Here is a 23071-nt window from a genome sequence, read left to right as displayed (position 1 = left end):
AGGCTTGTCCATGAAAACAGCTACTTCTATTCGCGGCAAAGATATTTTAGGACTAGAGACTATGACTGCCGAAGAGATGCAGCTTATCTTGAATACTGCTAAGGAAATGAAAAACGTAATAGCCCGTGACATTAAAAAACTGCCTACACTTAGAGGAAAATCTGTCATTAACCTTTTCTTTGAGCCGAGCACGCGTACGCGCACTTCCTTTGAACTGGCCGGAAAATACTTAGGGGCCGATGTGGTGAATATCACAACAAGTGCCAGCAGCGTCGTAAAAGGAGAAAGCTTGAGAGACACCCTTCTTACGGTAGAAGCAATGGGCGTAGATGCAATTATCATGCGCCATGAGGCAGAGGGAGCGGCGCATTATGCTGCAAAAGCAGTAAGTCCGGTGATTATCAATGCCGGCGACGGAGCCCATGAACATCCTACTCAGGGTTTGCTGGATCTCTATACGATCTGTGAAAAGAAACAAACGGTAGCCGGACTAAAGGTAGCTATACTGGGAGATATTCTCCATAGCAGGGTAGCACGGTCCAATATCTGGGGCTTGCGTAAATTGGGGGCAGAGGTTCATATTGCCGGGCCGGCGACTCTGCTGCCTCGTGATATGGAGCAGATGGGAGTAACGGTCCATCACCGGGTGGAAGCAGCGCTGGATGGCGCAGATGTAGTGAATGTGCTGCGTATCCAAAAAGAACGGCAGCATAAAGGCCTGTTTCCTTCTGCACGCGAATACGCCCGCATCTTCGGCCTGAATGCAGCCCGTCTGAAGCTGGCTAAGCCCGATGCCCTGGTGCTGCATCCAGGGCCAATGAACCGGGGGCTGGAAATTGCACCTGACGTGGCTTACGGCGATCAGTCTACCATTCAGGAACAGGTGAAAAATGGTGTGGCGATCCGTATGGCAATACTTTTCTTGACACTGATGGGAGGGAAAAACATTGAAACTGCTAATTAAGGGGGGCCGGATTGTTAACCCCGCTAAAAATATGGATGAAATGGGAGACATCCTTATTGAAGACGGGGTGATCGTCGCAATGGGAGAAGTTGAAACAACAGAATGTCTGGTACTGGATGCGGCTGGGCTGGTGGTGGCTCCCGGTCTGATTGATATGCATGTCCATTTGCGTGATCCCGGCCTTGAAGCAAAAGAAGATGTTGCTTCAGGCACAAGGGCAGGAGCAGCCGGCGGATTTACCAGTATAGCCTGCATGCCTAATACTAAGCCGGTAATTGATAATTCTATTCTTGTGGAGGGACTCAAGCAGCGGGCGCAATCGGAAGGTGTAATTAACTTAAAAGTCATTGGAGCGGTAAGCAAAGGGCAGGAGGGAAAGGAACTGGCTGAAATAGGAGATATGGCAGCAGCTGGGGCCGTTGCATTCTCTGATGATGGCCGGTATGTTCATAGTGCCGGACTGCTGCGGACAGCGCTTGAATACACGAACATGTTCGATAAAGTGATTATCTCTCATGCTGAAGATGAATCATTAGCCGGTGAAGGCTTTATGCATGAGGGGACTGTGTCGGCAATGCTTGGCTTAAAAGGGCGGCCGGCAGTGGCCGAGGATATTTCAACAGCCCGCGATATTTTACTGGCTGAATACACAGGTGCCGCGGTGCATATTGCTCATGTCAGTTCGAAAGGCGCAGTTGAATTAATTCGTCAGGCAAAACAGCGGGGCGTAAAGGTAACGGCAGAAGTAACTCCACATCACCTGACTCTGACTGATGAAGCGGTACGCACCTTTGACACGGCGACGAAGGTAAATCCGCCTCTCCGGTCAGAAGATCACCGTCAGGCACTGATTGCGGGACTGCAGGATGGAACATTGGATGCAATCGTTACTGATCATGCACCGCACGCCTTTGAGGAAAAGGATGTAGAATTCAGGTATGCGCCAAGCGGATTTGCCGGGTTGGAAACATCGCTAGGTGTTGTTCTTACCGAACTGTATCATACCGGTCAAATAAGCATGACCGGGATTATTACCGCTATGGCTGTTAGACCTGCCAATATTCTGCGGTTAGATGCAGGAGTCCTTGCTGTCGGTAAAACGGCTGACATTACCTTGATTGACCCTGAACAGCTGTGGACAGTTGACAGCAGCAATTTTTATACAAAAGGAAAGCATACGCCCTTCGAAGGACGGCAGCTGAGAGGAAAAGCAGTAGCTGTTCTGGTAGGCGGTACTATAATCATGAGAAACGGGGAGGTGCTGGCATGAAAGGTCAATTAATTCTGGCAGATGGCAGCCGCTTTAAAGGAAAGCTGCTGTTTGAAACAAAAACAGTAGGCGAAGCGGTATTTAACACCGGCATGACCGGCTATCAGGAAGTGCTGACTGACCCTTCTTATTGCGGGCAGATTGTCACGATGACTTATCCGCTGATTGGTAATTACGGTGTGTCCGGAATTTTCGAGCAGGCCCGCCAGTCTTTTGTCCGAGGTTTTATCGTGAGTGAGCTGTGCGGCGATCCCAGCAACTGGCAGAATGAGGGGACGCTGGCAGGTTATCTGAAAGAGCGCAATATTCCCTGCCTATACGGGGTAGATACCCGGGCAGTGACCAAGGTGCTGCGCACAAATGGAGCGATGAAGGGAATTATCGTTCCTGAAGGTTTGGAAGAAGCCGAGATAGCCAGGCTGCTGCAAACCGAATTGCCTACTGATACGGTGCTGCAGGTCACCACGCAGGAGACTTATCACATGGGTTCTGAGGGCCCCCATATTGCCGTACTCGATTATGGCATCAAACGCAATATTCTCCAGTCCATGGCTGCGGCAGGCTTTAAGCTGACCATACTGCCTGCCCGGACGACTGCTGAAGAAGTGATGGCCTTACAGCCTGACGGAATTTTTCTCTCTAACGGACCTGGAGATCCCAAAGATGTACCCTTTGCAATTGAAACCATTCGCCAATTGATCGGCAAAAAGCCTATGTTCGGCATATGTCTTGGTCATCAATTACTGGCATTGGCGCTGGGGGGCGACACGTATAAATTGAAATTCGGACACCGTGGCTCTAATCACCCGGTAAAGGATCTTGCCACAGGCAGAGTGTACATTACGTCGCAAAATCACGGTTATGCCGTTGATGAACAGTCCTTGGCAGGTAAAGATCTGGTGATCACCCACCGAGCGGTAAATGATGGTACGGTTGAAGGGTTCCGGCACCGCAATTTACCAGTTTTCTCTGTACAGTACCATCCGGAAGCGGCACCTGGCCCGGATGACAGTGTCTACTTGTTTGAACAATTCTTGGCAATCATAAGGGGGAACGAAAATGCCCAAATTAACCAACCTGCGTAAAGTACTGGTAATTGGCTCTGGACCGATTATTATTGGCCAGGCTGCTGAATTTGACTATGCCGGTACGCAAGCCTGCCGGGCGTTACGGGAAGAAGGACTGGAAGTGGTGCTGATCAACAGCAATCCAGCCACCATTATGACAGATGCCGATATGGCCGACAGGGTGTATATTGAGCCGTTGACGGCAGATTTTGTGGCAGAGGTTATTCGCAAAGAACGGCCTGACGGGCTATTAGCAACACTGGGGGGACAGGTTGGTCTTAATTTAGCAGTCAAGCTTGCTGAGCGGGGCATCTTGGCTGAATATGGCGTACGATTGCTTGGTACTCCTTTGGAGGCTATTAAGAAGGCAGAAGACCGGGAATTATTTAAAGAGACAATGGAGAGCATTGGTCAGCCTGTGCCGGAAAGCGCAATCATCGAAGCAGTTGACGATGCACTTGCCTTTGCCGCACAAATCGGCTATCCCGTGATTGTCCGCCCGGCCTATACTATGGGGGGCACAGGCGGCGGTATTGCCCACTCAGTGGAAGAATTGACCGATATTGCCCAGCGCGGGATTCTGCACAGCCCTATTGGGCAAATCCTCGTAGAACGCAGCGTAGCCGGCTGGAAAGAAATTGAGTACGAAGTAATGCGTGATGGTGCAGATAACTGCATTATTGTCTGCAATATGGAAAACTTCGATCCTGTTGGTATTCATACGGGAGACAGCATTGTTGCCGCTCCATCTCAAACGTTAAGTGATCATGAATACCAACTGCTCCGTACGGCTTCCCTCAGGATTATCCGCTCCCTAGGAATTGAAGGCGGTTGTAACGTTCAATATGCCCTCGATCCTTTAAGCGACCATTACTATGTGATTGAAGTGAATCCCCGCGTCAGCCGCTCCAGTGCTCTGGCATCCAAGGCGACAGGCTATCCCATTGCCAAAGTAGCTGCCAAAGTAGCGATTGGTTACCGGCTGGATGAGATAGAAAATGCTGTTACAGGCAAAACAAAAGCCTGCTTTGAACCGGCACTGGATTATGTAGTAGTAAAATTCCCCCGTTGGCCTTTTGATAAATTTAACTTAGCTGACCGTACACTAGGAACGCAAATGAAAGCAACCGGAGAAGTAATGGCCATTGACCGCTCTTTTGAGGGCGCCTTACTCAAAGCCATCCGGTCACTGGAAATAGGACTTAGTCATCTGGAGCTTCCTGCATTGGCCCAATTGTCCAAACAAGAGATTATCGATCAACTGCACAGTGCCGATGATGAGCGGATCTTCGTTGTTGCCGAAGCGCTTCGTCAGGGGGTACCGGGTGATGAAATTCGCAAGATCACCGGAATTGACCGGTTCTTTATAGAAAAAATTAATCGCATTATTACCATCGAGCAGCAGCTGCGTAACGGCTCCTTAACTGCTGAATTGCTGGCAGATGCTAAGAAAATAGGCTTTGCCGATCGCTCCATTGCAAGATTTGCTGGCAGTGATGAAGCTGCTATCAGACAGATGCGTTACGAATTTAGCATTACTCCCAGCTATAAAATGGTAGATACCTGTGCTGCCGAATTTGAGTCGCTTACCCCTTACTATTACTCAACCTACGCCGAGCAGGATGAGGTTACTCCGGCAGCGGGACGGAAGGTGCTCGTTCTTGGCTCAGGACCGATCCGGATCGGCCAGGGAATTGAATTTGACTATTGCTCGGTACACTCGGCCTGGGCGCTCAGGGAAGCAGGCGTTACTTCCGTTATCATCAACAATAACCCGGAGACGGTGAGTACCGATTTTGATACTTCCGACAGCCTGTATTTTGAACCGCTTACTCCTGAAGATGTACTTAATATAACCGATAAAGAGCAGCCTGACGGTGTTATTGTGCAATTCGGCGGGCAAACGGCCATTAATCTGGCAGCACCGCTCCATAAGGCTGGAGTTGCTGTTTTAGGAACAAGTGTAGAAAATATTGATAGAGCGGAAAATCGCGAAAAATTCGATCAACTGCTGGAGGAACTGAATATTCCCAGACCCCGCGGTGCCAGTGTGACAGGTGTAGGTGAAGCGCTTACAGCAGCTAAGGAACTTGGCTATCCGCTGATTGTTCGCCCTTCATATGTGCTTGGCGGCAGGGCAATGGAGATTGTCTATCACGATGAAGAATTGCTGAGCTATCTTACTGAGGCAGTCCATGCCTCACCTGAGCATCCGGTGCTTATTGACCGGTATATGGTAGGCCGGGAAGTGGAAGTTGATGCGATTGCCGATGGCCAGGACGTGTTGATCCCGGGAATTATGGAACACATTGAGCGGGCCGGTGTACACTCAGGCGACAGCATTGCAGTCTATCCTCCGCAGAATCTGAGCCGGGAAGTAATCGATACCATTACTTCTTACACCCGTGCATTGGCGCTGGGGCTTGCAGTTCGCGGTGTGATCAACATTCAGTATGTTGTAGTAAATGAAGACGTGTACGTATTAGAAGTAAACCCCCGCTCCAGCCGGACAATCCCTTTTCTGAGCAAAGTTACCGGAGTACCGATGGTCAAGCTTGCTACCCGGATTGCTCTTGGCGAAACTTTAGCCGGTATGGGCTGGTCATCGGGCTTGCTGCCGGACAGACCGTACATTGCTGTTAAAGCGCCAGTCTTCTCCTTTGCTAAAATGGGTCTTGTCGAGATTTCACTTGGGCCGGAAATGAAATCGACTGGTGAAGTCATGGGGATTGACCATCAGTATGGTGCAGCCCTGTATAAGGCAGTTACCGCAGCTGGTATGAATATACCGGCAGCAGGGACCGTATTATTGACTGTTGCCGACAGGGATAAAGAAGAAGCCGGTACGCTGGCACAACGGTTTGTGCAGTTAGGATATCGTCTGGCGGCAACCTCCGGTACTGCCGGGCATCTGCGCCAACTGGGCCTTGAGGTGGAGCAGGTGCACAAAGTACATGAAGAAGGCCGCAATATTGCTGATTATATTAAAGACGGTCACATTCACATGGTAGTCAACACTTTAACAAGAGGCAAGCTGCCCGAGCGGGATGGCTTTAAAATCCGCCGCGCCGCTGTTGAACATGCCGTACCTTGTCTTACTTCCATTGATACGGCAAGGGAAATGCTTAATGTACTCGAATTAACTAAAGGAAAGAATATTGTCAGAGTGAAAGCTTTGCAAGACTATATAAGGGAGGGAAACTAATTGACGGCTAGGTTGGAAGAAGCGGTTGTTGCTGCTAATGAATTGATTGCTGCCGGTGTATACCGGCTGGTGATTCACGCTCCCCGTATGGCTGCCGCTGCTCAGCCGGGGCAATTTGTACACCTGAAAGTTAATAATCTGACAGCGCCACTCTTACGAAGACCAATCAGTATTGCTGATACAGACCAGTCAGCGGGAACACTGGACTTGATTTATCGTATTGTAGGCGGGGGAACAGCTTTTCTTTCCGGTGTTCCAGTAGGAGAGCATCTCGATTGCCTGGGGCCGCTGGGAAAAGGCTTTGCACTTGAGTGCGAGCGACCGCTGCTTGTGGGCGGCGGAATGGGGCTGGCGCCCCTCGTATATCTCGCTAAAGCGCTTTGCCCCAGGCCCATCACTGTCCTAATGGGTGGGAGAACCAAGGATGAATTGTTCTGGGAAGACGTTTTTGCTCCCGTCTGTGACCAGCTTCGGCTGACAACCGATGACGGTACGGCAGGTACCCGTGGATATACGGTTGATGTATTGCCTGAACTGATAAAAACAGGAAATTTTGATCAAATTTATACATGCGGTCCCCGCCCGATGATGGAACAGGCGGCCCGGATTGCTAAGCAATATAATATTGCCTGTCAGGTATCGCTGGAAGAATACATGGCTTGCGGTTTGGGCGGCTGCCTGGCCTGCAGCTGTGCGGGAACAGGCGGCAAGCGGCGCAAAGTTTGCACAGAAGGGCCTGTCTTTAAGGCAGGGGAGGTATTTGGCGGATGTTAGCTGTTACAGTTGCCGGAATCCAAATGAAAACGCCCGTTATCGCTGCATCGGGTACGTTTGGCTTTGGTCTCGAATACAAGGACTTTATTGATCTAAATGCGATAGGGGCCATTGCCGTTAAAGGACTGACGCTGGAAGCACGCAGCGGTAATCAGGGGAGGCGTATTGCGGAAACTCCCTCAGGTATGCTGAACTGCATAGGACTGGAAAATCCGGGGGTAGATGCGTTTCTGGCAGAGATTCTGCCACAGCTCAATCAGTATGATGTACCGGTTATTGCCAACATTTCAGGCAATACAGTGGAAGAATACGCTTTAATGGCTAAAAAATTAACAGTTGCCGGTGTGGCAGGGCTGGAAGTGAATATTTCCTGTCCCAATGTAAAAAATGGCTGCTTGGCATTTGGTGTTGACCCGGAAAGCGCAGCGGCTGTAACGCAGGCAGTAAAAAACAGTACGTCACTGCCTGTTATTGTTAAGCTTTCGCCTAACGTAACGGACATAGTCACGATAGCGAAAGCAGTAGAAGCTGCCGGTGCGGATGCCGTTTCGCTGATTAACACGCTGCTTGGGATGGCAATTGATGTTCACTCATGGCGTCCAGTGCTGGGCAATGTCGTAGGAGGGCTTTCCGGGCCGGCCGTGAAGCCGGTAGCTCTTAGAATGGTGTGGCAGGTAGCTCAGGCTGTACGTATACCGGTTATCGGTATGGGCGGCATTATGACGGCCGAAGATGCGCTGGAATTTATGCTGGCCGGTGCGGCTGCCATTTCCGTTGGTACCGCCAGCCTTGTCAATCCGCGCGCTGCTGCCGACATTGCACTGGGAATGCAGGAATATATACAAAAAAGAAAGTTACAGCATATCAATGATATAGTAGGAAATTTACAGTAGTTGCTGACACAGAAAGGGGCTTTCTCAAATGTTTGAGAAAGCCCCTTTTAACATTACCTTATTTGTTTAAACCGGTTATATAGTCTGCAAGCGCATTTTGCCAATTGCGCATCGGATCACCAACTGTCATGCGCAGCATGTAGTTATCCAGGACCGAATAGGCAGGACGCTTGGCAGGCCGGGGAAATTCATCAGTGGCAACAGGCAGCACTTTGACTTGCTTACCGGTCTGACGGAAAATCTCACAGGCAAATTCGTACCAGGAGCACTGGCCCTGGCATGTTCCATGGTAAGTTCCATAAGCATCGGTAGCTAGCAGCGCAAATATTGTTTTTGCCAGGTCAACAGTGGAAGTTGGGGTTCCAATCTGATCATTTACTACTTTCAGCGTACTATTTTTCGCAGCCAGATTAAGCATCGTGCGGGCAAAGTTGTTGCCCTCGCCGTACAGCCAGGCTGTACGGACAATATAGTGACGCCCCAGCAGCTGTCTGACAATCTCCTCGCCATGCCGTTTTGTAATGCCATATACATTTTGAGGATTGACAAGATCAAATTCCCTGTACGGCTGCCGGGTTTGACCATCAAAAACGTAATCGGTACTGACATATACCATTCTGGCAGCCGTTTCCAAACAGCCTGCAGCCAAATTTTGCGTTCCCACTGCATTGATGCGGAATGCTCCGTCATAATCTGCTTCTGCACCGTCAACATTGGTATAGGCGGCACAATGAATAACAGCGTCTGGTTTTACTGTTTTCATAAATGCCGTAACGGCTAAATAATCGGTAACATCCAGTGTATCGTAATCGGTTAAAATCAGCTCGTACTCACATCCCTGCCTGGCAATTTCCTTTCCCAGCTGGCCGTTAGCACCGGTAACCGCTACTCTCATACTATCGCTCCTTGAAGATGGGCAGCTTATCTGCAGCCACAGCTTTCAGTCTGGTATATACGCAGTCCTTGGCTGACAGAACTACGTCCTTTAGCGGCCAGGCAATGCCAATATCAGGATCATTCCAAATAATTCCTCCCTCAGCCTGGGGCGTATATAGATTCGTACACTTGTAACTGAAATAAGCAAACTCACTGGTTACGCAAAAACCATGGGCAAAACCGGGGGGCACCCACAATTGACGGTGATTGGCTTCTGAGAGAACCACACCGGCCCATTGGCCGAAGCTGGGGGAGCCAATCCGAATATCCACCGCTACATCAAAAACCTCTCCCTGCAGTACGGAAACCAGTTTTCCCTGTGAATGAGGATGTTGATAATGCAAGCCCCGCAACACTCCACGTGACGAAAAAGAGACATTATCCTGGACAAAATTCTCAGTTATGCCGATTTCCTCATACCGGCTCTGCTGCCAGGTTTCAAAAAAATATCCTCTGGTATCACCAAAAACTTTTGGTTCAATAATCAAAACTTCCGGCAGGTTTGTTTCGATGACAATCACGCTTTTACCCTCCTCGTTTAACAGTAAAAGTCATTTACGCCTGAGGAGCTTGCTGTGACTAAGCTTCTAGAATTAAATCGAGCAGATACTGACCATAGCTGTTTTTCTTCATTTTACTGCCTATTTCCAGCAAATCATTTTGTGAAATATATCCCCTGCGATAGGCGATTTCTTCGGGGCAGGCCACCATCAAGCCTTGCCGTTCCTGAAGGGTCGCAATATAGTTGGAGGCCTGGAGAAGAGAATCGTACGTTCCCGTATCCAGCCAGGCGTAACCTCTTCCGAGGGTTTTTACCCGCAGCGTTTGCTGTTCCAGATATAACCGGTTTAAATCAGTAATCTCCAGTTCGCCTCTGGCAGAAGGGGTAATCGTCTTAGCCAGATCAACCACCTGATGGTCATAAAAATACAGGCCGGTAACCGCATAATGAGAATTGGGCTGTTCCGGCTTTTCTTCCAGACTGACCGCCTGACCGGAGGAATCAAGCTCTACTACGCCATACCGTTCAGGATCTTTTACCCAATAGGCAAAAACAGTCGCCCCTAGGGTACCCTGTGCTGCTGTTTGCAGCTTTTCACTAAACCCATAGCCGTAAAAGATATTATCGCCTAATACTAATGCACAGCCCTCACCGGCAATGAAGTGCTCACCAATTAAAAATGCCTGGGCCAGCCCATCTGGATTCGGCTGAGCCGCATAGGACAAGTTAAGGCCCCATTGGCTGCCGGTCCCTAACAACTGCTGAAAACACGCTTGCTCCCGGGGAGTTGTAATGACCAATATATCCTGAATGCCGGCCAGCATTAGCGTCGTCAGCGGATAATAAATCATCGGCTTATCATAAACCGGCAGCAGTTGCTTGCTGACAGACTGAGTAATCGGGTACAGCCGGGAACCTGATCCGCCGGCCAGAATGATTCCTTTTCTTATCGCCATTATCTTTTCTCCGCAATTTTAGTTTTTTTGTATTGCCAGCCATGCCTGCCTATAGCTGCCATTCTCAATCTGCCTGCACCAATTCTGATTAGCTAAATACCAGTCCACTGTTTTGACTAACCCTGTTTCAAATGTTTCTTCAGGAATCCAGCCCAGCTCGTTTTGTACCTTGGAGGCATCAATTGCATAACGCAGATCATGGCCAGGACGGTCTTTTACAAACACGATTTGCTCGTGATAGGCATTGCCGTTCGCTTTGGGACTTTTGTTATCCAATATACTGCACAGCGCATGGACAATTTCTAGATTGGTTTTTTCATTATGGCCGCCGATATTGTACTTTTCGCCCACTTTTCCTTTTTCCAGTACCGTTAAGACAGCTCTGCAATGGTCTTCTACATATAACCAGTCCCGTACATTCTGCCCCTTGCCGTATACAGGGAGAGGCTCATCTTTTAAAGCACGGCAAAGCATTAAGGGGATTAGCTTTTCCGGAAACTGATAAGGACCGTAGTTATTTGAGCAATTAGTCATCAACACAGGTAATCCGTAAGTATGGTGATAGGCCCTCACAAGATGATCGGAAGAGGCTTTGGAGGCTGAATAAGGAGAGTTTGGCGCGTAGGGAGTTTCTTCTGTAAAGAAGCCGTCCGGGCCTAAAGAGCCATAGACTTCATCCGTCGACACATGAAGAAACCGGAAATCGTCTTTTGCCCTTTCCGGTTTATCCAGATAACGGCGGACGGCTTCCAGCAGGGTAAAGGTGCCATTAATGTTTGTGCGAATAAACGCTGCAGGAGCATCAATGGAGCGATCTACATGAGACTCTGCTGCAAAGTGGACAACTGCAGTGGGCTGATAGGAGGCAAATAGTTTTGATACTAAATCTGCATCGCAGATATCGCCGTGAACAAACGTAAATCTGGGATTGACTGCCAATCCGGCAAGCGAAGTCAAATTACCGGCATAGGTAAGCTTATCTAAAATGACTAATTGCACATCCTCGCGCTGCTTTAACAGAAAACGAACAAAATTACTACCAATAAAACCGGCTCCGCCAGTAATAATAAATGTTTTCATGATGACCTCCTTCAGCCCGGTATACCGGTTTAAAAACGATACTCCTTATTCGATCTTGGGCACTATTACAATTTTATTTTCCGTATAATACGTTAGAACCGTTTTTATAAAAAAAGCTGCCCAAAACAATTTGGGACAGCTTCTTTCCAATTGCTTTTCGCATAACTGATCTGAAAACTGGCAACAATGAGATTGTATATATTTTGTAAAGTTGAGGGTGAGGAAATGCGTACAACTAAATATGCCTTGGTTTTATTGCCGTTTTTCGTACTGGCAGTTATGCTGGTTAGTAGGAGTTACAGCACTACTGTCACCACAGTGGCAGTGGAGCCGCTGACAGCGGCAATGGAGGCAGCGGGAGCAAATACAGAACAACTTACGCTGCACGGCTGGGCAATTTTACCTTGGGCTGATAGAACAGATGAGCAGTTGATCAATGTTGTCCGGGCTGGCATGGAGCAATTGAATATTCCTGTGGAAGATGTAACAATTAGCAGCAGTTCTTCTGAGCATCACCGGCTCATACGCGCTGATGCAAAAAAAGAGCAGTTTCGTGGAGCTGTTGTTGCGCAGATTTTATACCCATCTGAAAGAAATAAACAGCCTGAAGTATACCTGGTTGTTAACATTGAGGCGGCAGCCAATCAGGTTCAGCAGGGATGGGAAGAAAAAATTAGGACATTTATTACTGCTAATAACGGAACTCCGCGTATATCTACTTGCCTGGTAGGTTGGATTAATGGTAGACTAGATGATGGACAATACCATATCCGGCTTAATAATGCTTTTTCCGCGATCAATGCTTCTGTGCAAGATACGGTTAGCGATTCTCACTACTTAAGCATGAGCGGATATTCACCGCTTCTGGCAGAGATTCTTCATGTCAATGGTAAAGAAATGAATGTGAATATGGCAGTACGCTACAGCCTTACAGACAATCGCACTTATATTCTTATTGGTTCGCCGGTTATTACACAGGAATACTGATACTAGTAAGCTAAGTTTAGGCTGTTAAGGGAATTGCAGCTATTCTTTGGGAGGAACCACCTTTGGAAAAATTAATTATTACTGGGGGAAAAAAGCTAACAGGTACGGTTAAGGTCAGCGGTGCCAAAAATGCTGTGCTGCCAATCATCGCAGCATCGTTATTAGGGTCAACGCCGAGCAGGCTGCTGGAAGCTCCTAACCTCGAAGATGTACGTACCATTTCGGAAGTAATTGAGCATTTGGGTGTGTCTGTCGCTTATGATGAAGATGCCCTGGTGATTGATAGTACCAATATAACCAGCTGCGAAGCACCATATGAGCTGGTACGCAAAATGCGAGCCTCTTTTTTGGTTATGGGCCCACTTCTGGCGCGGCGGGGAAGAGCTAAGATTTCTTTGCCTGGTGGCTGTGCTATCGGCACAAGACCAATTGACCTGCACTTAAAAGGCTTTGAAGCATTAGGTGCCCAAATTGAGTTAGGCCATGGCTATGTAGAGGCCCGTGCACCGCAAGGACTTACAGGAGCCAGAATTTATCTTGATTTTCCCAGTGTAGGAGCTACCGAGAATATTCTTATGGCCGCTTCTATGGCAAAAGGACAGACTATTTTGGAGAATCCTGCCGAAGAACCGGAAATCGTTGATTTAGCGAACTTCCTTAATGCAATGGGGGCTCGTATTCGTGGCGCCGGGACGAATGTCATCCGCATTGAGGGAGCCGATGAACTGCGCGGCTGTACCCATACCGTCATTCCTGACCGGATTGAAGCAGGCACCTATATGGTGGCGGCGGCAATGACAGATGGCGATGTGTATATTGAAAACGCTCTAACCGAGCATTTGAAGCCGGTAGTAGCTAAATTGAAAGAAGCAGGCGTCAAAATTGAAGAAGATACCGATGGTGTACGGGTAACCGGTACAGGTACCCTACGGTCTGTTGATATCAAAACACTGCCCTATCCTGGTTTTCCGACCGATATGCAGGCTCAATTTATGGCCCTTACAACAATAGCCCGCGGTACAAGTGTTGTTACGGAAACCGTATTTGAAAATCGTTTTATGCATGTGGACGAGCTCAAGAGAATGGGTGCCAACATTAAAATTGAAGGCCGCAGTGCTGTCGTGGAAGGCTCGGCCCGTTTGCTGGGATGCCCGGTGAAAGCCACCGACTTGAGAGCGGGAGCTGCCTTGGTACTGGCTGGACTAGTCGCCGACGGACAAACCGAAATAGGCTATCTTCACCACATTGATCGCGGCTATGATAACCTGGTGGCAAAATTGCAAGGACTAGGAGCAAATATCCTTCGGGTCAAGTAAACTGAAATTATGAATATCTTAACAGGAGCACAATTGTGTTCCTGTTTTTATTTTATGTCATGGGGACGGTTTCGCTGACACAAAGAGAATGTCCCGTTTTTCTAGCATAAGACAAGCTGTTACCTGCATACACATGTACCAATTATAAAGGAGGGGCGGGCGTGAGGCAGGTAACGTTACTTTCCGTAGTTCTTGTAATACTGGTTGTGATTATTATCCCAACGTTGGTAGTACGCAGTTTGGGACCTTCCGGAACAGGGAAGGAAATGCGTAGTGTGGCAGTACATAAGGGGGAAGATATACCGATAAAGGTCTACATGCATGAAACAAATCAAATATTTGAGATGAGCCTGGAAGATTATATAAAGGGAGTGCTTGCTGCTGAAATGCCTGCCGAGTTCGACTTGGAAGCATTAAAAGCACAAGCGGTTGCAGCCCGGACATATGCAGTGAAAAATATGGTTTTTTTTGGCGGACCTGGTTTAGCCAGCCGCCCTGGAGCAGATGTTAGTACCGATCACCGAGAAAGTCAGGCTTGGACGAGCGAAGCGCAGGCAAAGCAACGATGGGGACCGTTTAAAGCTGATGACTATTGGAAAAAAATAAGTCAGGCCGTTGAGGGGACAAGAGGACTGATTCTTACGTTTAGCGGTGAGCCGATTAATGCGGTTTTCCATTCCACCAGTGGTGGTCAAACAGCCAGTGCCAGGGAGGTCTGGGGCTTTGATTATCCGTATTTGCAAAGTGTGGCCTGTCAATGGGATCAAAAATCTCCTCGCTATCAGGAGACAAAAGAATGGGCCTTAAGTGATCTTGAAAGCCGTTTAGGAGCGGATGCCGGCGTTATGGCAGCAGCGCAAAACGGCAGTAGTGCCATAGCTCAGATTATTGACCATACCGCTTCGGGACGGGTTGCAAAAGTTCGGGTAGGTAATAAAACGTTTACCGGTGCAGAATTGAGGGAAAAGCTCGAATTGCGTTCAACCGACTTTTCCGTAGATGTGAAGGGTGACAAAATGATTTTTCATACGACAGGCTATGGCCATGGTGTGGGATTGTGCCAGTATGGTGCTAATGGTCTGGCAAAAGAAGGCCGCGATTTCCGGCAGATATTAACTTACTATTACACGGGAGTAGCACTAAAGAATGTTCACGGGACGTAAGGACGCGCAGGGGCTAACCGTTTACCGCTGGTAAATTGTGGGCATACTAGGTAGCGAGGTGATATTTATGCCTGGCAGACCAGGGCCCTTTAGCGATTTGAGAACTTATTTTCGCCGTCAGACTCTCGGACAAGTGGGACTCAAACCTGGATTAGTAAATTTTCTTTATCAGTTCGGGCATCGGTTGCATGAAGTAAGAAAGATCAGAAAGCCTATATATGCAGCAGCAGGCTTATTGCTACTGTCGGCAGGACTTACGTTTGCTGTAGTTTCCGCTCTTAGCCAAAATATAAGGCCGCTGCCGCCACTGGCTGATAAGCAGCAGCTTACGGAGCAGCGGCTGCAGGTTGAGCAACCGGCAGTATCCGCTCCCGCATTGCCTGAAACAGCGGCTTCTTTACCGGTACCGCCGGTGAAACAGTCCGCGTCTGTACCTAAAGTTGGACAAGCAGTGGAACAACCTCTAACACCTTCTACTCCTGCAGTCGAGGCAGCCCTTGTACAGGATACTCGCCGTCAGCCTCTGAACGGGGCAATTGTTGCCGATTTTGGCTGGCTGCACCACGCAGTATATCAGGACTGGCGTTTTCATACCGGCATAGACATTGCCGGAACACCTGGACAGCCTGTGCGGGCTGCTGCTAGCGGGCGAATTGTAAATGTCATGACTGATAATCAGTTAGGATTGATGCTGGTAATGGAAAGCGGCAGCTATACGCTCTATTACGGCTCGCTTTCAGCAGTTTCTGTGAAGGCTGGGCAGACGGTTCACAGCGGTGATGTTATCGGCGTAGTGGGCGAATGTGCGAGTGAGCCTTTCCTACATCTTCATTTTGCGGTTAAAAAGCAAGGAGAGTATATTCATCCGCAAGAATTTTTAAAATAATAAAATTTTACTAGGTGAATGCGTACAGCCTGTACGCATTTTTTCTTTCCCGTTTTCCTCTAAACTCCAGATAAAGTAAGGCTCTAAGTGACTCTAATGACGCTGGAGTTTTAGGAAAAAGCTCGTAAAAAGGCACGCATTTTTTGTTTTTGTCCGCATATACATGGTAGCAAGACAAAAAGGGCGAGGGGGAACGGGGAAGAATGAAAGACTATATCCGCAAGCGGGTATTGGACATTTGCAACCATATTTTGGAAAGCAAACATACCGTCCGACAGGCAGCTACCGTATTCGGTGTAAGCAAAAGTACCGTACACAAAGATATGATTGAACGACTTCCCACCATTAACAAAAGACTGGCGCAAAGGGTGCGTCACGTACTGGAATTAAATAAGGCTGAACGGCACATTCGCGGTGGAGAAGCTACTCGCAAAAAGTACAAAGATACAAAAGAAAATGAAGAAGAATAAAGGACTTTTACTAAGCATGTAGAATTTACAATTAGTTATAATTGGCTCTATAGCCTTCTTTATGCTGCTTTGAAAACGATGGCTTTCTTGCATCATATAGGGCTGTTTTTTCTGAAGGTGAATAGGACAAGCCAATGCGTTTGAAAGGGGATTCAACATGTTTGGTTCGATGGATATCGGAGTCGATTTAGGAACTGCGAACGTTTTAGTATACATAAAAGGGAAGGGTATTGTGCTGCGGGAGCCGTCCGTTGTCGCTATAGACCGGGACAGCAACCGCATTCTGGCTATTGGTGAAGAAGCACGGCGCATGTTAGGCCGAACTCCGGGCAACATCATCGCCATTCGTCCTTTGCGGGAAGGCGTCATTGCTGATTATGACACTACCGAAAGTATGCTGCGCCATTTTATTCAAAAAGTGGCTGGGAAAAACTTCTTCTTTAAACCTCGTATTATGATCTGCATTCCCTCTGGAGTGACCACAGTTGAGAAAAGGGCGGTACTGGAAGCGGCGATGCAGGCTGGAGCGAGAAAAACGTTCCTGATCGAAGAACCGCTGGCAGCTGCATTAGGAGCAGGACTGGTCATTTCCGAAGCCTGTGGCTCTATGGTTGTCGATATTGGCGGCGGAACCACCGACGTTGCCGTCTTAAGTTTGGGCGGAATTGTTGTGAGTGAATCGCTGCGTATTGGCGGCGACAAATTTGACGAAGCACTTGTCCGGTATGTTAAAAAAGAACACAATGTCTTAATTGGCGAACGGACGGCAGAAGAAATTAAAATTACAGTAGGTACCGCTTTTCCTACCGGGCGGAATGAAACTATGGAAATTCGCGGACGTGATTTAGTCTCAGGCTTACCTAAAACAGTACGTATAACGTCTGCAGAAACCCGGGAAGCACTGGCAGAACCTATTTCGCTCATTGTAGACTGCGTTAAATCTGTTTTGGAAAAAACGCCACCGGAATTAGCGGCGGATATTGTTGACAGGGGAATAGTGATGACTGGCGGTGGTTCATTGATTCACGGCCTGGATCGCTTGATTAATCAGGAAACAGGTATTCCTACCTATTTGGCTGAAGATCCGTTGTCCTGCGTCGCCCTTGGTACAGGAAAAGCTCTTGATGCGATGGAAATGCTGCAGGATTCGTTGACTACCTTGAGAAAAGGCACGATTGCCGGTTAAATAATCAAAATTCGCTGAAGAGGGGTTACATATGATCAGAGGCATATACACGGCGGCATCGGGAATGCTGGCCGAATCAGCTCGTACCGATACTATTGCCAACAACCTGGCTAATGTAAACACAGCGGGCTATAAAAAAGATGTAGCTATTACTAAAGATTTTGCAAGTATGCTCATTTACCGTATTAATGACGGGGCCGCCGCTCCTTCTATCGGTTCGCTGGGAGTAGGGGCAATGGTAGACGAAATTGCCACTATCCACTCGACCGGTATGATGCGCCAGACCGGCAATGCACTTGATTTGGCAATTGACGGCAACGGCTACTTTGCGGTTCAAACTCCTGCCGGAGTGAGGTATACCAAAAATGGTACCTTTACAAAAAATGCGCAGGGCCAAATCGTTACGCAGGACGGTAATCCGGTTATGGGTACAGCTGGACCGATTACTGTGAATAATGCGGCATCGAATCTTACTGTTTCGCCTGATGGCCGGGTAATGCTTGATGGCGTTGAGTCCGGGCAGCTCAGTATTGTTGAATTTGCCAATGAAAAGCAGCTGTTCAAAGAAGGCGACAGCCTGTATAATGCAAATGGTGCTCAGGCAGCACCGTCAGGCAGCCGGGTTGAGCAAGGCATGCTGGAGCAATCTAATGTCAATGTAGTTGCTGAAATGGTAAATCTCATTACTGGATACCGGGCATATGAAGTAAATGCTAAAACGGTACAGGCTCATGATCAGTTGTTGGATAAGGCTGTAAACGAAGTCGGCCGCACCTAGAAGGGGCGGCCGCCGATAAGGCACCATCTGCGTTGTACCCGCAAGGGGTAAGCCAAAGTTCTAAGGCACTAAAGTGCCAAGAACTTTGCATTTGGGGGCGAAGAGGCGAGCTTGCCGTACAAATGTACTGTCTTCACTCGTCTCTTCGCCCCCGCCTAGCAGCTGGAACCTTCTCGACGGCCTGAGCTTGTAGGCATGAGGCGAGGGGGACGGGGCTCATCGCCGCTGGTGGTGTAAAGCTCCCCCTGCGGGGTGCACAGCTAAGTTAGGCTAATGGGAGCTCAACTTCACTGTCATTGCGAGGAGCGCAGCGACGCGGCAATCTCATTTTTGGCTTCCTGGCATTTAGATGTGATAAGTTCCCCTGGTGGGGTGTACAACGGAATAGAGATTTGACTATACATAATAACCGGGACTATGATCCTGTTTTTCATTTTTTACTTAATTTTTTTTGCTGTTATTACGATAACAATTGTGTAGAGGGCCGGACTTTTTTAGAGGCCCAGGGCTGCTGACCGACAGAGGCAGACCCGTGATAAAGAGGGGGAAACAAACTGTATGATGCGTGCATTATGGACTGCTAGCACCGGAATGGTTGCTCAGCAAGGCAATATCGACAATATTTCCAATAACCTGGCAAACGTGAATACGACGGGTTTTAAAAAGACTCGCCTTGATTTTCAGGATTTAATGTATCAAACAATCCGCCAGGCTGGCGCCGCATCCGGTCAGGATACGCAAATCCCTACAGGTTTGCAAATGGGACATGGTGTTCGCCAGGTTGCTACTCAGAAAATTTATACACAGGGCAACTTCCAGGCAACAGGCAACTCGCTTGATGTGGCGATTGAAGGAGATGGCTTCTTCCAAATTACAATGCCTGACGGCACAATCGCGTTTACCCGTGACGGTGCGTTTAAAAAAGATTCCCAGGGCCGTATGTGTACTTCGGATGGCTACTTGCTGGAACCGCAGGTCACCATTCCACAGGAGGCTACTGATTTTACGGTCTCTTCTGAAGGCCGGGTAACAGCTACTACCACCGCAGGACAGCAGGATTTGGGGGAAATTACGCTGGCCCGGTTTATTAATCCCTCAGGTCTGGAAAGCATTGGGCGCAACCTGCTGAAAGAAACAGAAGCTTCAGGAGTTCCAATGGTGACGAATCCGGGAACTGACGGTGCAGGAACGCTCGCTCACAAGTACCTGGAAATGTCTAATGTTCAGGTAGTCGATGAAATGGTCAACATGATAGTTGCCCAGCGTGCTTATGAAACCAATTCCAAAGCAATTACAACAGCCGATGAAATGCTTGGTCAGGCTGCTAATTTGAAACGATAGAATAGGTGAATGTATGAAAAAGCTGTGGCTGGCGTTCCTTTTTGTTTGGTGTTTCGCCGTCCCCGCTTTTGCCGGACCGCTTACTATCACAGTTAATGATAAAGCCGTTGTTAAAGGACCGTATATCACACTAGGTGAGATTGCGACCATTACAGGTGAAGAACCGGGGCGCATTGAACAACTGTCCCGGTTGCAGCTCGGCTATGCTCCGGCTCCCGGCAGCAGTACTGTATTGACCAAGGAGTTGCTGGGAACCCGACTGGCGGCAACCGGTGCTGATTTGAGTGGTGTTGTCTGGCAAATTTCTCAAACGATATCGGTAATGACTGAATCGCAGGTTGTTAGTGGACAATATCTTACTGATAGGGCTACGGAGGCTGTACACAGCAAGCTGACGGGAATCGTTGGTGAACTAACTATTGTCCCTGCGGTTATCCCGGCTAATGTACATGTTCCGCTGGGGACGGTGCAAGTTGTTGCTGAGATTCCGGGAGGAGTTCGCTTTACGGGATTTACTACTGCCTATGTAAGTATCTTTGTTGATGGGCAGCGCTACAGTTCTGTGCCGGTACGTCTTGCGGTCAAACTGTATCAGCAAGTTGCCGTAGCCGCCCGTGCTATTAGCGGACGGGAGATGCTCACGGCAGACAGCATACGGTTTGAACGGGCTGATATTGGTCGTTTGGCAGCCGGATACATAACAGACAGTGATCAAGTCATCGGCCTTCAAAGCCGCCGGCTCATCATGCAAGGGACGGTTATCACCAGTCAGCTGCTTGAAAAACCGGTCCTGATTGCACGAGGCAGTGCGGTTACTATCGTTGCCCGCATGGGAGATATTGAGGTAACCGTTAATGGACAAGCCTTGCAGGATGGCATTAAAGATCAGCTTATCCGGGTGCAAAATGTAAACTCTCGTCGTATTATCGCTGCCAGGGTAGTGGACAATACTACTGTACTGGTTGCAACATATAATGGAAAGTGAAGGTGACCCTCATGAATAACCTGATAAACAGGCTGGGTTGTCTTGTGTTGGGTTTAGGACTGGTACTGTTCATTACCGCTAATCCTGTAGCAGCCCAGTCACTATGGAGTGATACCGCATCTGCTTCCAGTTTGTTTATGGACCATAAGGCCCGCGCGGTGGGTGATGTTGTTACTATAATTATTAATGAAACCTCCAGCGCTTCCCGCAGTGGCAATGCGAGTAATACGAAATCCTCTAGTACTGAAATGAACGCAGGGGTAGGAATATTTAAATTCATTGGCGACGCTAGTGCCGGACAGTCTGACAGCTTCAAAGCCAATGGCTCGCTTACAAATACGAACAGAGTAAGTGCGAAACTAACTACGACAGTAACGGAAATTAGACCAAATGGTAATATGGTGATTACCGGCACACAAAATATCAATCAAAACGGTGAAGAACAAAAAATTACCGTCACTGGTGTTATCCGGCCGGAAGATCTGACTTCGGATAATACGATTCTTTCCAGTTATGTGGCAGATGCCCAAATCCGGATTGATGGAAAGGGCCCAATTGCTGGTAAACAGAAGCAAGGTATATTGACCCAAATTTTCAACTTCCTGTTTTAGATAGTAACAGCTACCTATTACTCCAAGAGTTAGAGCGGAGGACATATGAAAAAGAGCTTAACTTTCCTGCTTGCCTGCACACTGCTGGTCGGGATGTCAGTAACCGCTTTTGCCGCACCTATCGCAGCTACGTCGCGTATTAAAGATGTGGCGAAAGTACAAGGGGTGCGTAATAATCAGCTTATTGGCTATGGACTAGTAGTTGGTCTTGCCGGCAGCGGTGATACGAATAAAATGGTATTTACCAACCAGGCGCTCTCCAACATGCTGAAAACATTTGGTCTTACGGTAAACTCTCCTCAAATGCAGCTGAAAAATGTTGCGGCTGTCATGGTTACTGCCCAACTGCCTCCCTTTGTGAAGCCAGGAGACACGATTGATATTACCATATCCTCAATGGGTGATGCCAAAAGCCTGCAGGGAGGGACATTGCTGCAGACGCCGCTGCAAGCGGCTAACGGGGCAGTTTATGCTGTTGGTCAGGGGCCGTTATCAGTAGGCGGATTTTCGCTTGGCTCGGGCGGCAGCAGCCGCCAGAAGAATTTCCCCACAGCCGGCAGTATCCCCGGAGGGGCTATTGTTGAGCGGGAAGTGCCCACACAGTTCAGTGATGGCAATACCGTCATGCTGGCCCTAAATCAGCCTGATTTTACGACAGCCAGCCGGATTGCCGATGCACTCAATTATCGTTTTGGATCAGGTGCTTACGCCCGTGATCCAGGCACGGTAGTTGTCAATGTGCCTGGTGCATACTTTAATAACGTAGTCGGTTTTGTTGCTTCGCTGGAAGAACTGGCTGTAACACCTGACGCAATAGCCAAAATTGTGATTAACGAACGTACTGGAACTGTCGTTTTGGGCTCCAACGTGACCATTGATGAAGTTGCAGTTGCTCAGGGCAGTCTCACGGTTACGATAACCAGCAGTAAAGAAGTATCTCAACCATCACCGTTCTCTTATGGTTCAACAGTCGTGACAGAAAATAAGAATGTTTCTGTAGAAGAACAAAAAGGCAGCTTAATTGTACTGCCGGCATCCTCCAAAGTGGGTGATGTTGTAAATGCGCTCAACGCCGTAGGAGCCACACCGCGCGATATTATTGCTATCCTACAGGCAATGAAAGCAGCAGGCGCATTGCATGCCGAACTGCAGCTGATCTAGTTTCAACAGTGTATCTCATGAAAATAGGTGATTGTTATGCAAATAAATGGATTGGGCAGTGGAAATCTCGCAAATAATGCGGCAGTAAGCAAAGCGACAAATACTGATTTTGCCGCTAAACTCGAGTCCGCAGCAAAGCAGCTTCCATCTGATAAGGATGATCAGAAACTGCGCGCTACCTGCAAAGAGATGGAGTCTGTTTTTCTGAACTACATGTTGACACAAATGCGGTCAACTGTGCCTAAAGTTACTTTGATGGGTGATAATTCCAAAACAGATATTATGCAATCCATGCTTGATGGTGAGTTAAGTAAGAACATGGCTCAGGCGGGGGGGATTGGGATCGCTGATATGATCTACCGCCAACTTTCTCAGAACCAGAACGGCCGCCGATAAGGCCCCATCTGCGTTGTTGTCGCTGCGGGCGTTCGCTTGCCGTACCGCCGCTGTACTGTCTTCGCTCACGTCCTCGCTCCGCCTAGCAGCTGGAGCCTTCTCGACGGCCTAAGCTTGTCGGCAATGGGGACGAGGGGAATGGGG

Annotated in this window: 22 protein-coding genes; 18 read left to right on the top strand and 4 right to left on the bottom strand. The window is 48.5% G+C overall.

From position 1 onward, the window contains the following. Positions 1–10: 10 nt before the first annotated feature. From RTR76_RS18780 to RTR76_RS18755, 6 genes are read left to right on the top strand one after another with little or no spacing between them, the layout of a single operon-like run. Positions 11–964, top strand: coding sequence for an aspartate carbamoyltransferase catalytic subunit (locus tag RTR76_RS18780; protein WP_312523794.1), 954 nt, complete (start codon positions 11–13; stop codon positions 962–964). Further along, positions 948–2234 (top strand): dihydroorotase, encoded by a 1287-nt coding sequence (locus RTR76_RS18775; RefSeq protein WP_312523793.1) that lies wholly within the window; start codon positions 948–950, stop codon positions 2232–2234. The genes RTR76_RS18780 and RTR76_RS18775 overlap by 17 nt, the downstream gene beginning before the upstream one ends. Beyond that, positions 2231–3319: a glutamine-hydrolyzing carbamoyl-phosphate synthase small subunit gene (gene carA / locus RTR76_RS18770; protein ID WP_312523779.1), complete on the top strand. Its 1089-nt coding sequence runs from the start codon at positions 2231–2233 to the stop codon at positions 3317–3319. The genes RTR76_RS18775 and carA overlap by 4 nt, the downstream gene beginning before the upstream one ends. Next, a complete protein-coding gene (gene carB / locus RTR76_RS18765) occupies positions 3294–6506 on the top strand; it encodes a carbamoyl-phosphate synthase large subunit (RefSeq protein WP_312523777.1) in 3213 nt (1070 codons plus the stop codon). The genes carA and carB overlap by 26 nt, the downstream gene beginning before the upstream one ends. Continuing rightward, positions 6507–7280, top strand: coding sequence for a dihydroorotate dehydrogenase electron transfer subunit (locus tag RTR76_RS18760; RefSeq protein ID WP_312523768.1), 774 nt, complete (start codon positions 6507–6509; stop codon positions 7278–7280). Then, positions 7274–8173: a dihydroorotate dehydrogenase gene (locus RTR76_RS18755; protein WP_312523765.1), complete on the top strand. Its 900-nt coding sequence runs from the start codon at positions 7274–7276 to the stop codon at positions 8171–8173. Before RTR76_RS18760 ends, RTR76_RS18755 begins: the two co-directional genes overlap by 7 nt. Before the next feature lie 58 nt (positions 8174–8231). Here RTR76_RS18755 and rfbD read toward each other — a convergent pair whose 3' ends face one another. Genes rfbD through rfbB form a run of 4 tightly spaced genes read right to left on the bottom strand, consistent with a single transcriptional unit; the run spans position 8232 to position 11647 of the window. After that, positions 8232–9068: a dTDP-4-dehydrorhamnose reductase gene (rfbD, locus tag RTR76_RS18750; protein ID WP_312523763.1), complete on the bottom strand. Its 837-nt coding sequence runs from the start codon at positions 9066–9068 to the stop codon at positions 8232–8234. Between the two features lies 1 nt (position 9069). Then, the gene (gene rfbC, locus RTR76_RS18745) at positions 9070–9630 is read right to left on the bottom strand and encodes a dTDP-4-dehydrorhamnose 3,5-epimerase (protein ID WP_312523761.1); all 561 of its coding nucleotides are present in this window, start codon (positions 9628–9630) and stop codon (positions 9070–9072) included. Between the two features lie 58 nt (positions 9631–9688). Then, on the bottom strand, positions 9689–10567 hold the full coding sequence (gene rfbA / locus RTR76_RS18740; RefSeq protein WP_312523759.1) for a glucose-1-phosphate thymidylyltransferase RfbA: 879 nt from the start codon (positions 10565–10567) through the stop codon (positions 9689–9691). A gap of 18 nt (positions 10568–10585) precedes the next feature. Then, positions 10586–11647, bottom strand: a complete 1062-nt coding sequence (gene rfbB, locus RTR76_RS18735; protein WP_312523758.1) for a dTDP-glucose 4,6-dehydratase — start codon at positions 11645–11647, stop codon at positions 10586–10588. A gap of 225 nt (positions 11648–11872) precedes the next feature. Here rfbB and RTR76_RS18730 point away from each other — a divergent pair, with 225 nt between their 5' ends. From RTR76_RS18730 to RTR76_RS18675, 12 genes are all read left to right on the top strand, one after another. Further along, the gene (locus tag RTR76_RS18730) at positions 11873–12634 is read left to right on the top strand and encodes a YwmB family TATA-box binding protein (RefSeq protein WP_312523756.1); all 762 of its coding nucleotides are present in this window, start codon (positions 11873–11875) and stop codon (positions 12632–12634) included. Positions 12635–12696: 62 nt separating this feature from the next. Further along, positions 12697–13950 carry a UDP-N-acetylglucosamine 1-carboxyvinyltransferase gene (gene murA, locus RTR76_RS18725; protein WP_312523754.1) on the top strand — a complete coding sequence of 418 codons (1254 nt, stop codon included), beginning with the start codon at positions 12697–12699 and terminating at the stop codon, positions 13948–13950. A gap of 161 nt (positions 13951–14111) precedes the next feature. Then, complete coding sequence (gene spoIID, locus RTR76_RS18720; protein ID WP_312523752.1) at positions 14112–15113, top strand: stage II sporulation protein D; 1002 nt, start codon at positions 14112–14114, stop codon at positions 15111–15113. Between the two features lie 67 nt (positions 15114–15180). Next, the gene (locus RTR76_RS18715) at positions 15181–15999 is read left to right on the top strand and encodes a peptidoglycan DD-metalloendopeptidase family protein (RefSeq protein ID WP_312523751.1); all 819 of its coding nucleotides are present in this window, start codon (positions 15181–15183) and stop codon (positions 15997–15999) included. A 203-nt stretch (positions 16000–16202) separates the two neighbouring features. After that, the gene (gene spoIIID, locus RTR76_RS18710) at positions 16203–16469 is read left to right on the top strand and encodes a sporulation transcriptional regulator SpoIIID (protein ID WP_132083228.1); all 267 of its coding nucleotides are present in this window, start codon (positions 16203–16205) and stop codon (positions 16467–16469) included. A gap of 157 nt (positions 16470–16626) precedes the next feature. Beyond that, on the top strand, positions 16627–17655 hold the full coding sequence (locus RTR76_RS18705; protein ID WP_312523749.1) for a rod shape-determining protein: 1029 nt from the start codon (positions 16627–16629) through the stop codon (positions 17653–17655). Positions 17656–17686: 31 nt separating this feature from the next. Beyond that, entirely contained in the window at positions 17687–18433 is a 747-nt protein-coding gene (gene flgF, locus RTR76_RS18700) for a flagellar basal-body rod protein FlgF (protein WP_312523747.1), read from the top strand. Positions 18434–18991: 558 nt separating this feature from the next. Beyond that, positions 18992–19774 (top strand): flagellar basal-body rod protein FlgG, encoded by a 783-nt coding sequence (gene flgG / locus RTR76_RS18695; protein WP_312523745.1) that lies wholly within the window; start codon positions 18992–18994, stop codon positions 19772–19774. Positions 19775–19787: 13 nt separating this feature from the next. Further along, on the top strand, positions 19788–20759 hold the full coding sequence (gene flgA / locus RTR76_RS18690) for a flagellar basal body P-ring formation chaperone FlgA (protein ID WP_312523743.1): 972 nt from the start codon (positions 19788–19790) through the stop codon (positions 20757–20759). An 11-nt stretch (positions 20760–20770) separates the two neighbouring features. After that, the gene (locus tag RTR76_RS18685; protein ID WP_312523741.1) at positions 20771–21370 is read left to right on the top strand and encodes a flagellar basal body L-ring protein FlgH; all 600 of its coding nucleotides are present in this window, start codon (positions 20771–20773) and stop codon (positions 21368–21370) included. A gap of 45 nt (positions 21371–21415) precedes the next feature. Next, positions 21416–22531, top strand: coding sequence for a flagellar basal body P-ring protein FlgI (locus RTR76_RS18680; RefSeq protein WP_312523739.1), 1116 nt, complete (start codon positions 21416–21418; stop codon positions 22529–22531). Between the two features lie 36 nt (positions 22532–22567). Then, positions 22568–22927: a rod-binding protein gene (locus tag RTR76_RS18675; RefSeq protein WP_312523737.1), complete on the top strand. Its 360-nt coding sequence runs from the start codon at positions 22568–22570 to the stop codon at positions 22925–22927. Positions 22928–23071: the final 144 nt, after the last annotated feature.

The organism is Anaerospora sp. (genome assembly GCF_032013335.1).
GTDB lineage: Bacteria > Bacillota > Negativicutes > Sporomusales > DSM-15969 > Anaerospora.
The sequence above is the reverse complement of the archived record's forward strand: the minus strand, read 5'-3'. Positions and strand labels throughout refer to the sequence as shown.

Bases quoted from the DNA above. Each gene is read 5' to 3' on its own strand.
- flgF (WP_312523747.1), top strand. From the start codon at position 17,687: ATGATCAGAGGCATATACACGGCGGCATCGGGAATGCTGGCCGAATCA.
- RTR76_RS18730 (WP_312523756.1), top strand. From the start codon at position 11,873: ATGCGTACAACTAAATATGCCTTGGTTTTATTGCCGTTTTTCGTACTG.
- carB (WP_312523777.1), top strand. From the start codon at position 3,294: ATGCCCAAATTAACCAACCTGCGTAAAGTACTGGTAATTGGCTCTGGA.
- flgG (WP_312523745.1), top strand. From the start codon at position 18,992: ATGATGCGTGCATTATGGACTGCTAGCACCGGAATGGTTGCTCAGCAA.
- RTR76_RS18675 (WP_312523737.1), top strand. From the start codon at position 22,568: ATGCAAATAAATGGATTGGGCAGTGGAAATCTCGCAAATAATGCGGCA.
- spoIIID (WP_132083228.1), top strand. From the start codon at position 16,203: ATGAAAGACTATATCCGCAAGCGGGTATTGGACATTTGCAACCATATT.
- RTR76_RS18715 (WP_312523751.1), top strand. From the start codon at position 15,181: ATGCCTGGCAGACCAGGGCCCTTTAGCGATTTGAGAACTTATTTTCGC.
- RTR76_RS18680 (WP_312523739.1), top strand. From the start codon at position 21,416: ATGAAAAAGAGCTTAACTTTCCTGCTTGCCTGCACACTGCTGGTCGGG.
- RTR76_RS18780 (WP_312523794.1), top strand. From the start codon at position 11: ATGAAAACAGCTACTTCTATTCGCGGCAAAGATATTTTAGGACTAGAG.
- RTR76_RS18755 (WP_312523765.1), top strand. From the start codon at position 7,274: ATGTTAGCTGTTACAGTTGCCGGAATCCAAATGAAAACGCCCGTTATC.
- flgA (WP_312523743.1), top strand. From the start codon at position 19,788: ATGAAAAAGCTGTGGCTGGCGTTCCTTTTTGTTTGGTGTTTCGCCGTC.
- carA (WP_312523779.1), top strand. From the start codon at position 2,231: ATGAAAGGTCAATTAATTCTGGCAGATGGCAGCCGCTTTAAAGGAAAG.
- RTR76_RS18685 (WP_312523741.1), top strand. From the start codon at position 20,771: ATGAATAACCTGATAAACAGGCTGGGTTGTCTTGTGTTGGGTTTAGGA.
- rfbD (WP_312523763.1), bottom strand. From the start codon at position 9,068: ATGAGAGTAGCGGTTACCGGTGCTAACGGCCAGCTGGGAAAGGAAATT.
- rfbB (WP_312523758.1), bottom strand. From the start codon at position 11,647: ATGAAAACATTTATTATTACTGGCGGAGCCGGTTTTATTGGTAGTAAT.
- RTR76_RS18705 (WP_312523749.1), top strand. From the start codon at position 16,627: ATGTTTGGTTCGATGGATATCGGAGTCGATTTAGGAACTGCGAACGTT.
- rfbA (WP_312523759.1), bottom strand. From the start codon at position 10,567: ATGGCGATAAGAAAAGGAATCATTCTGGCCGGCGGATCAGGTTCCCGG.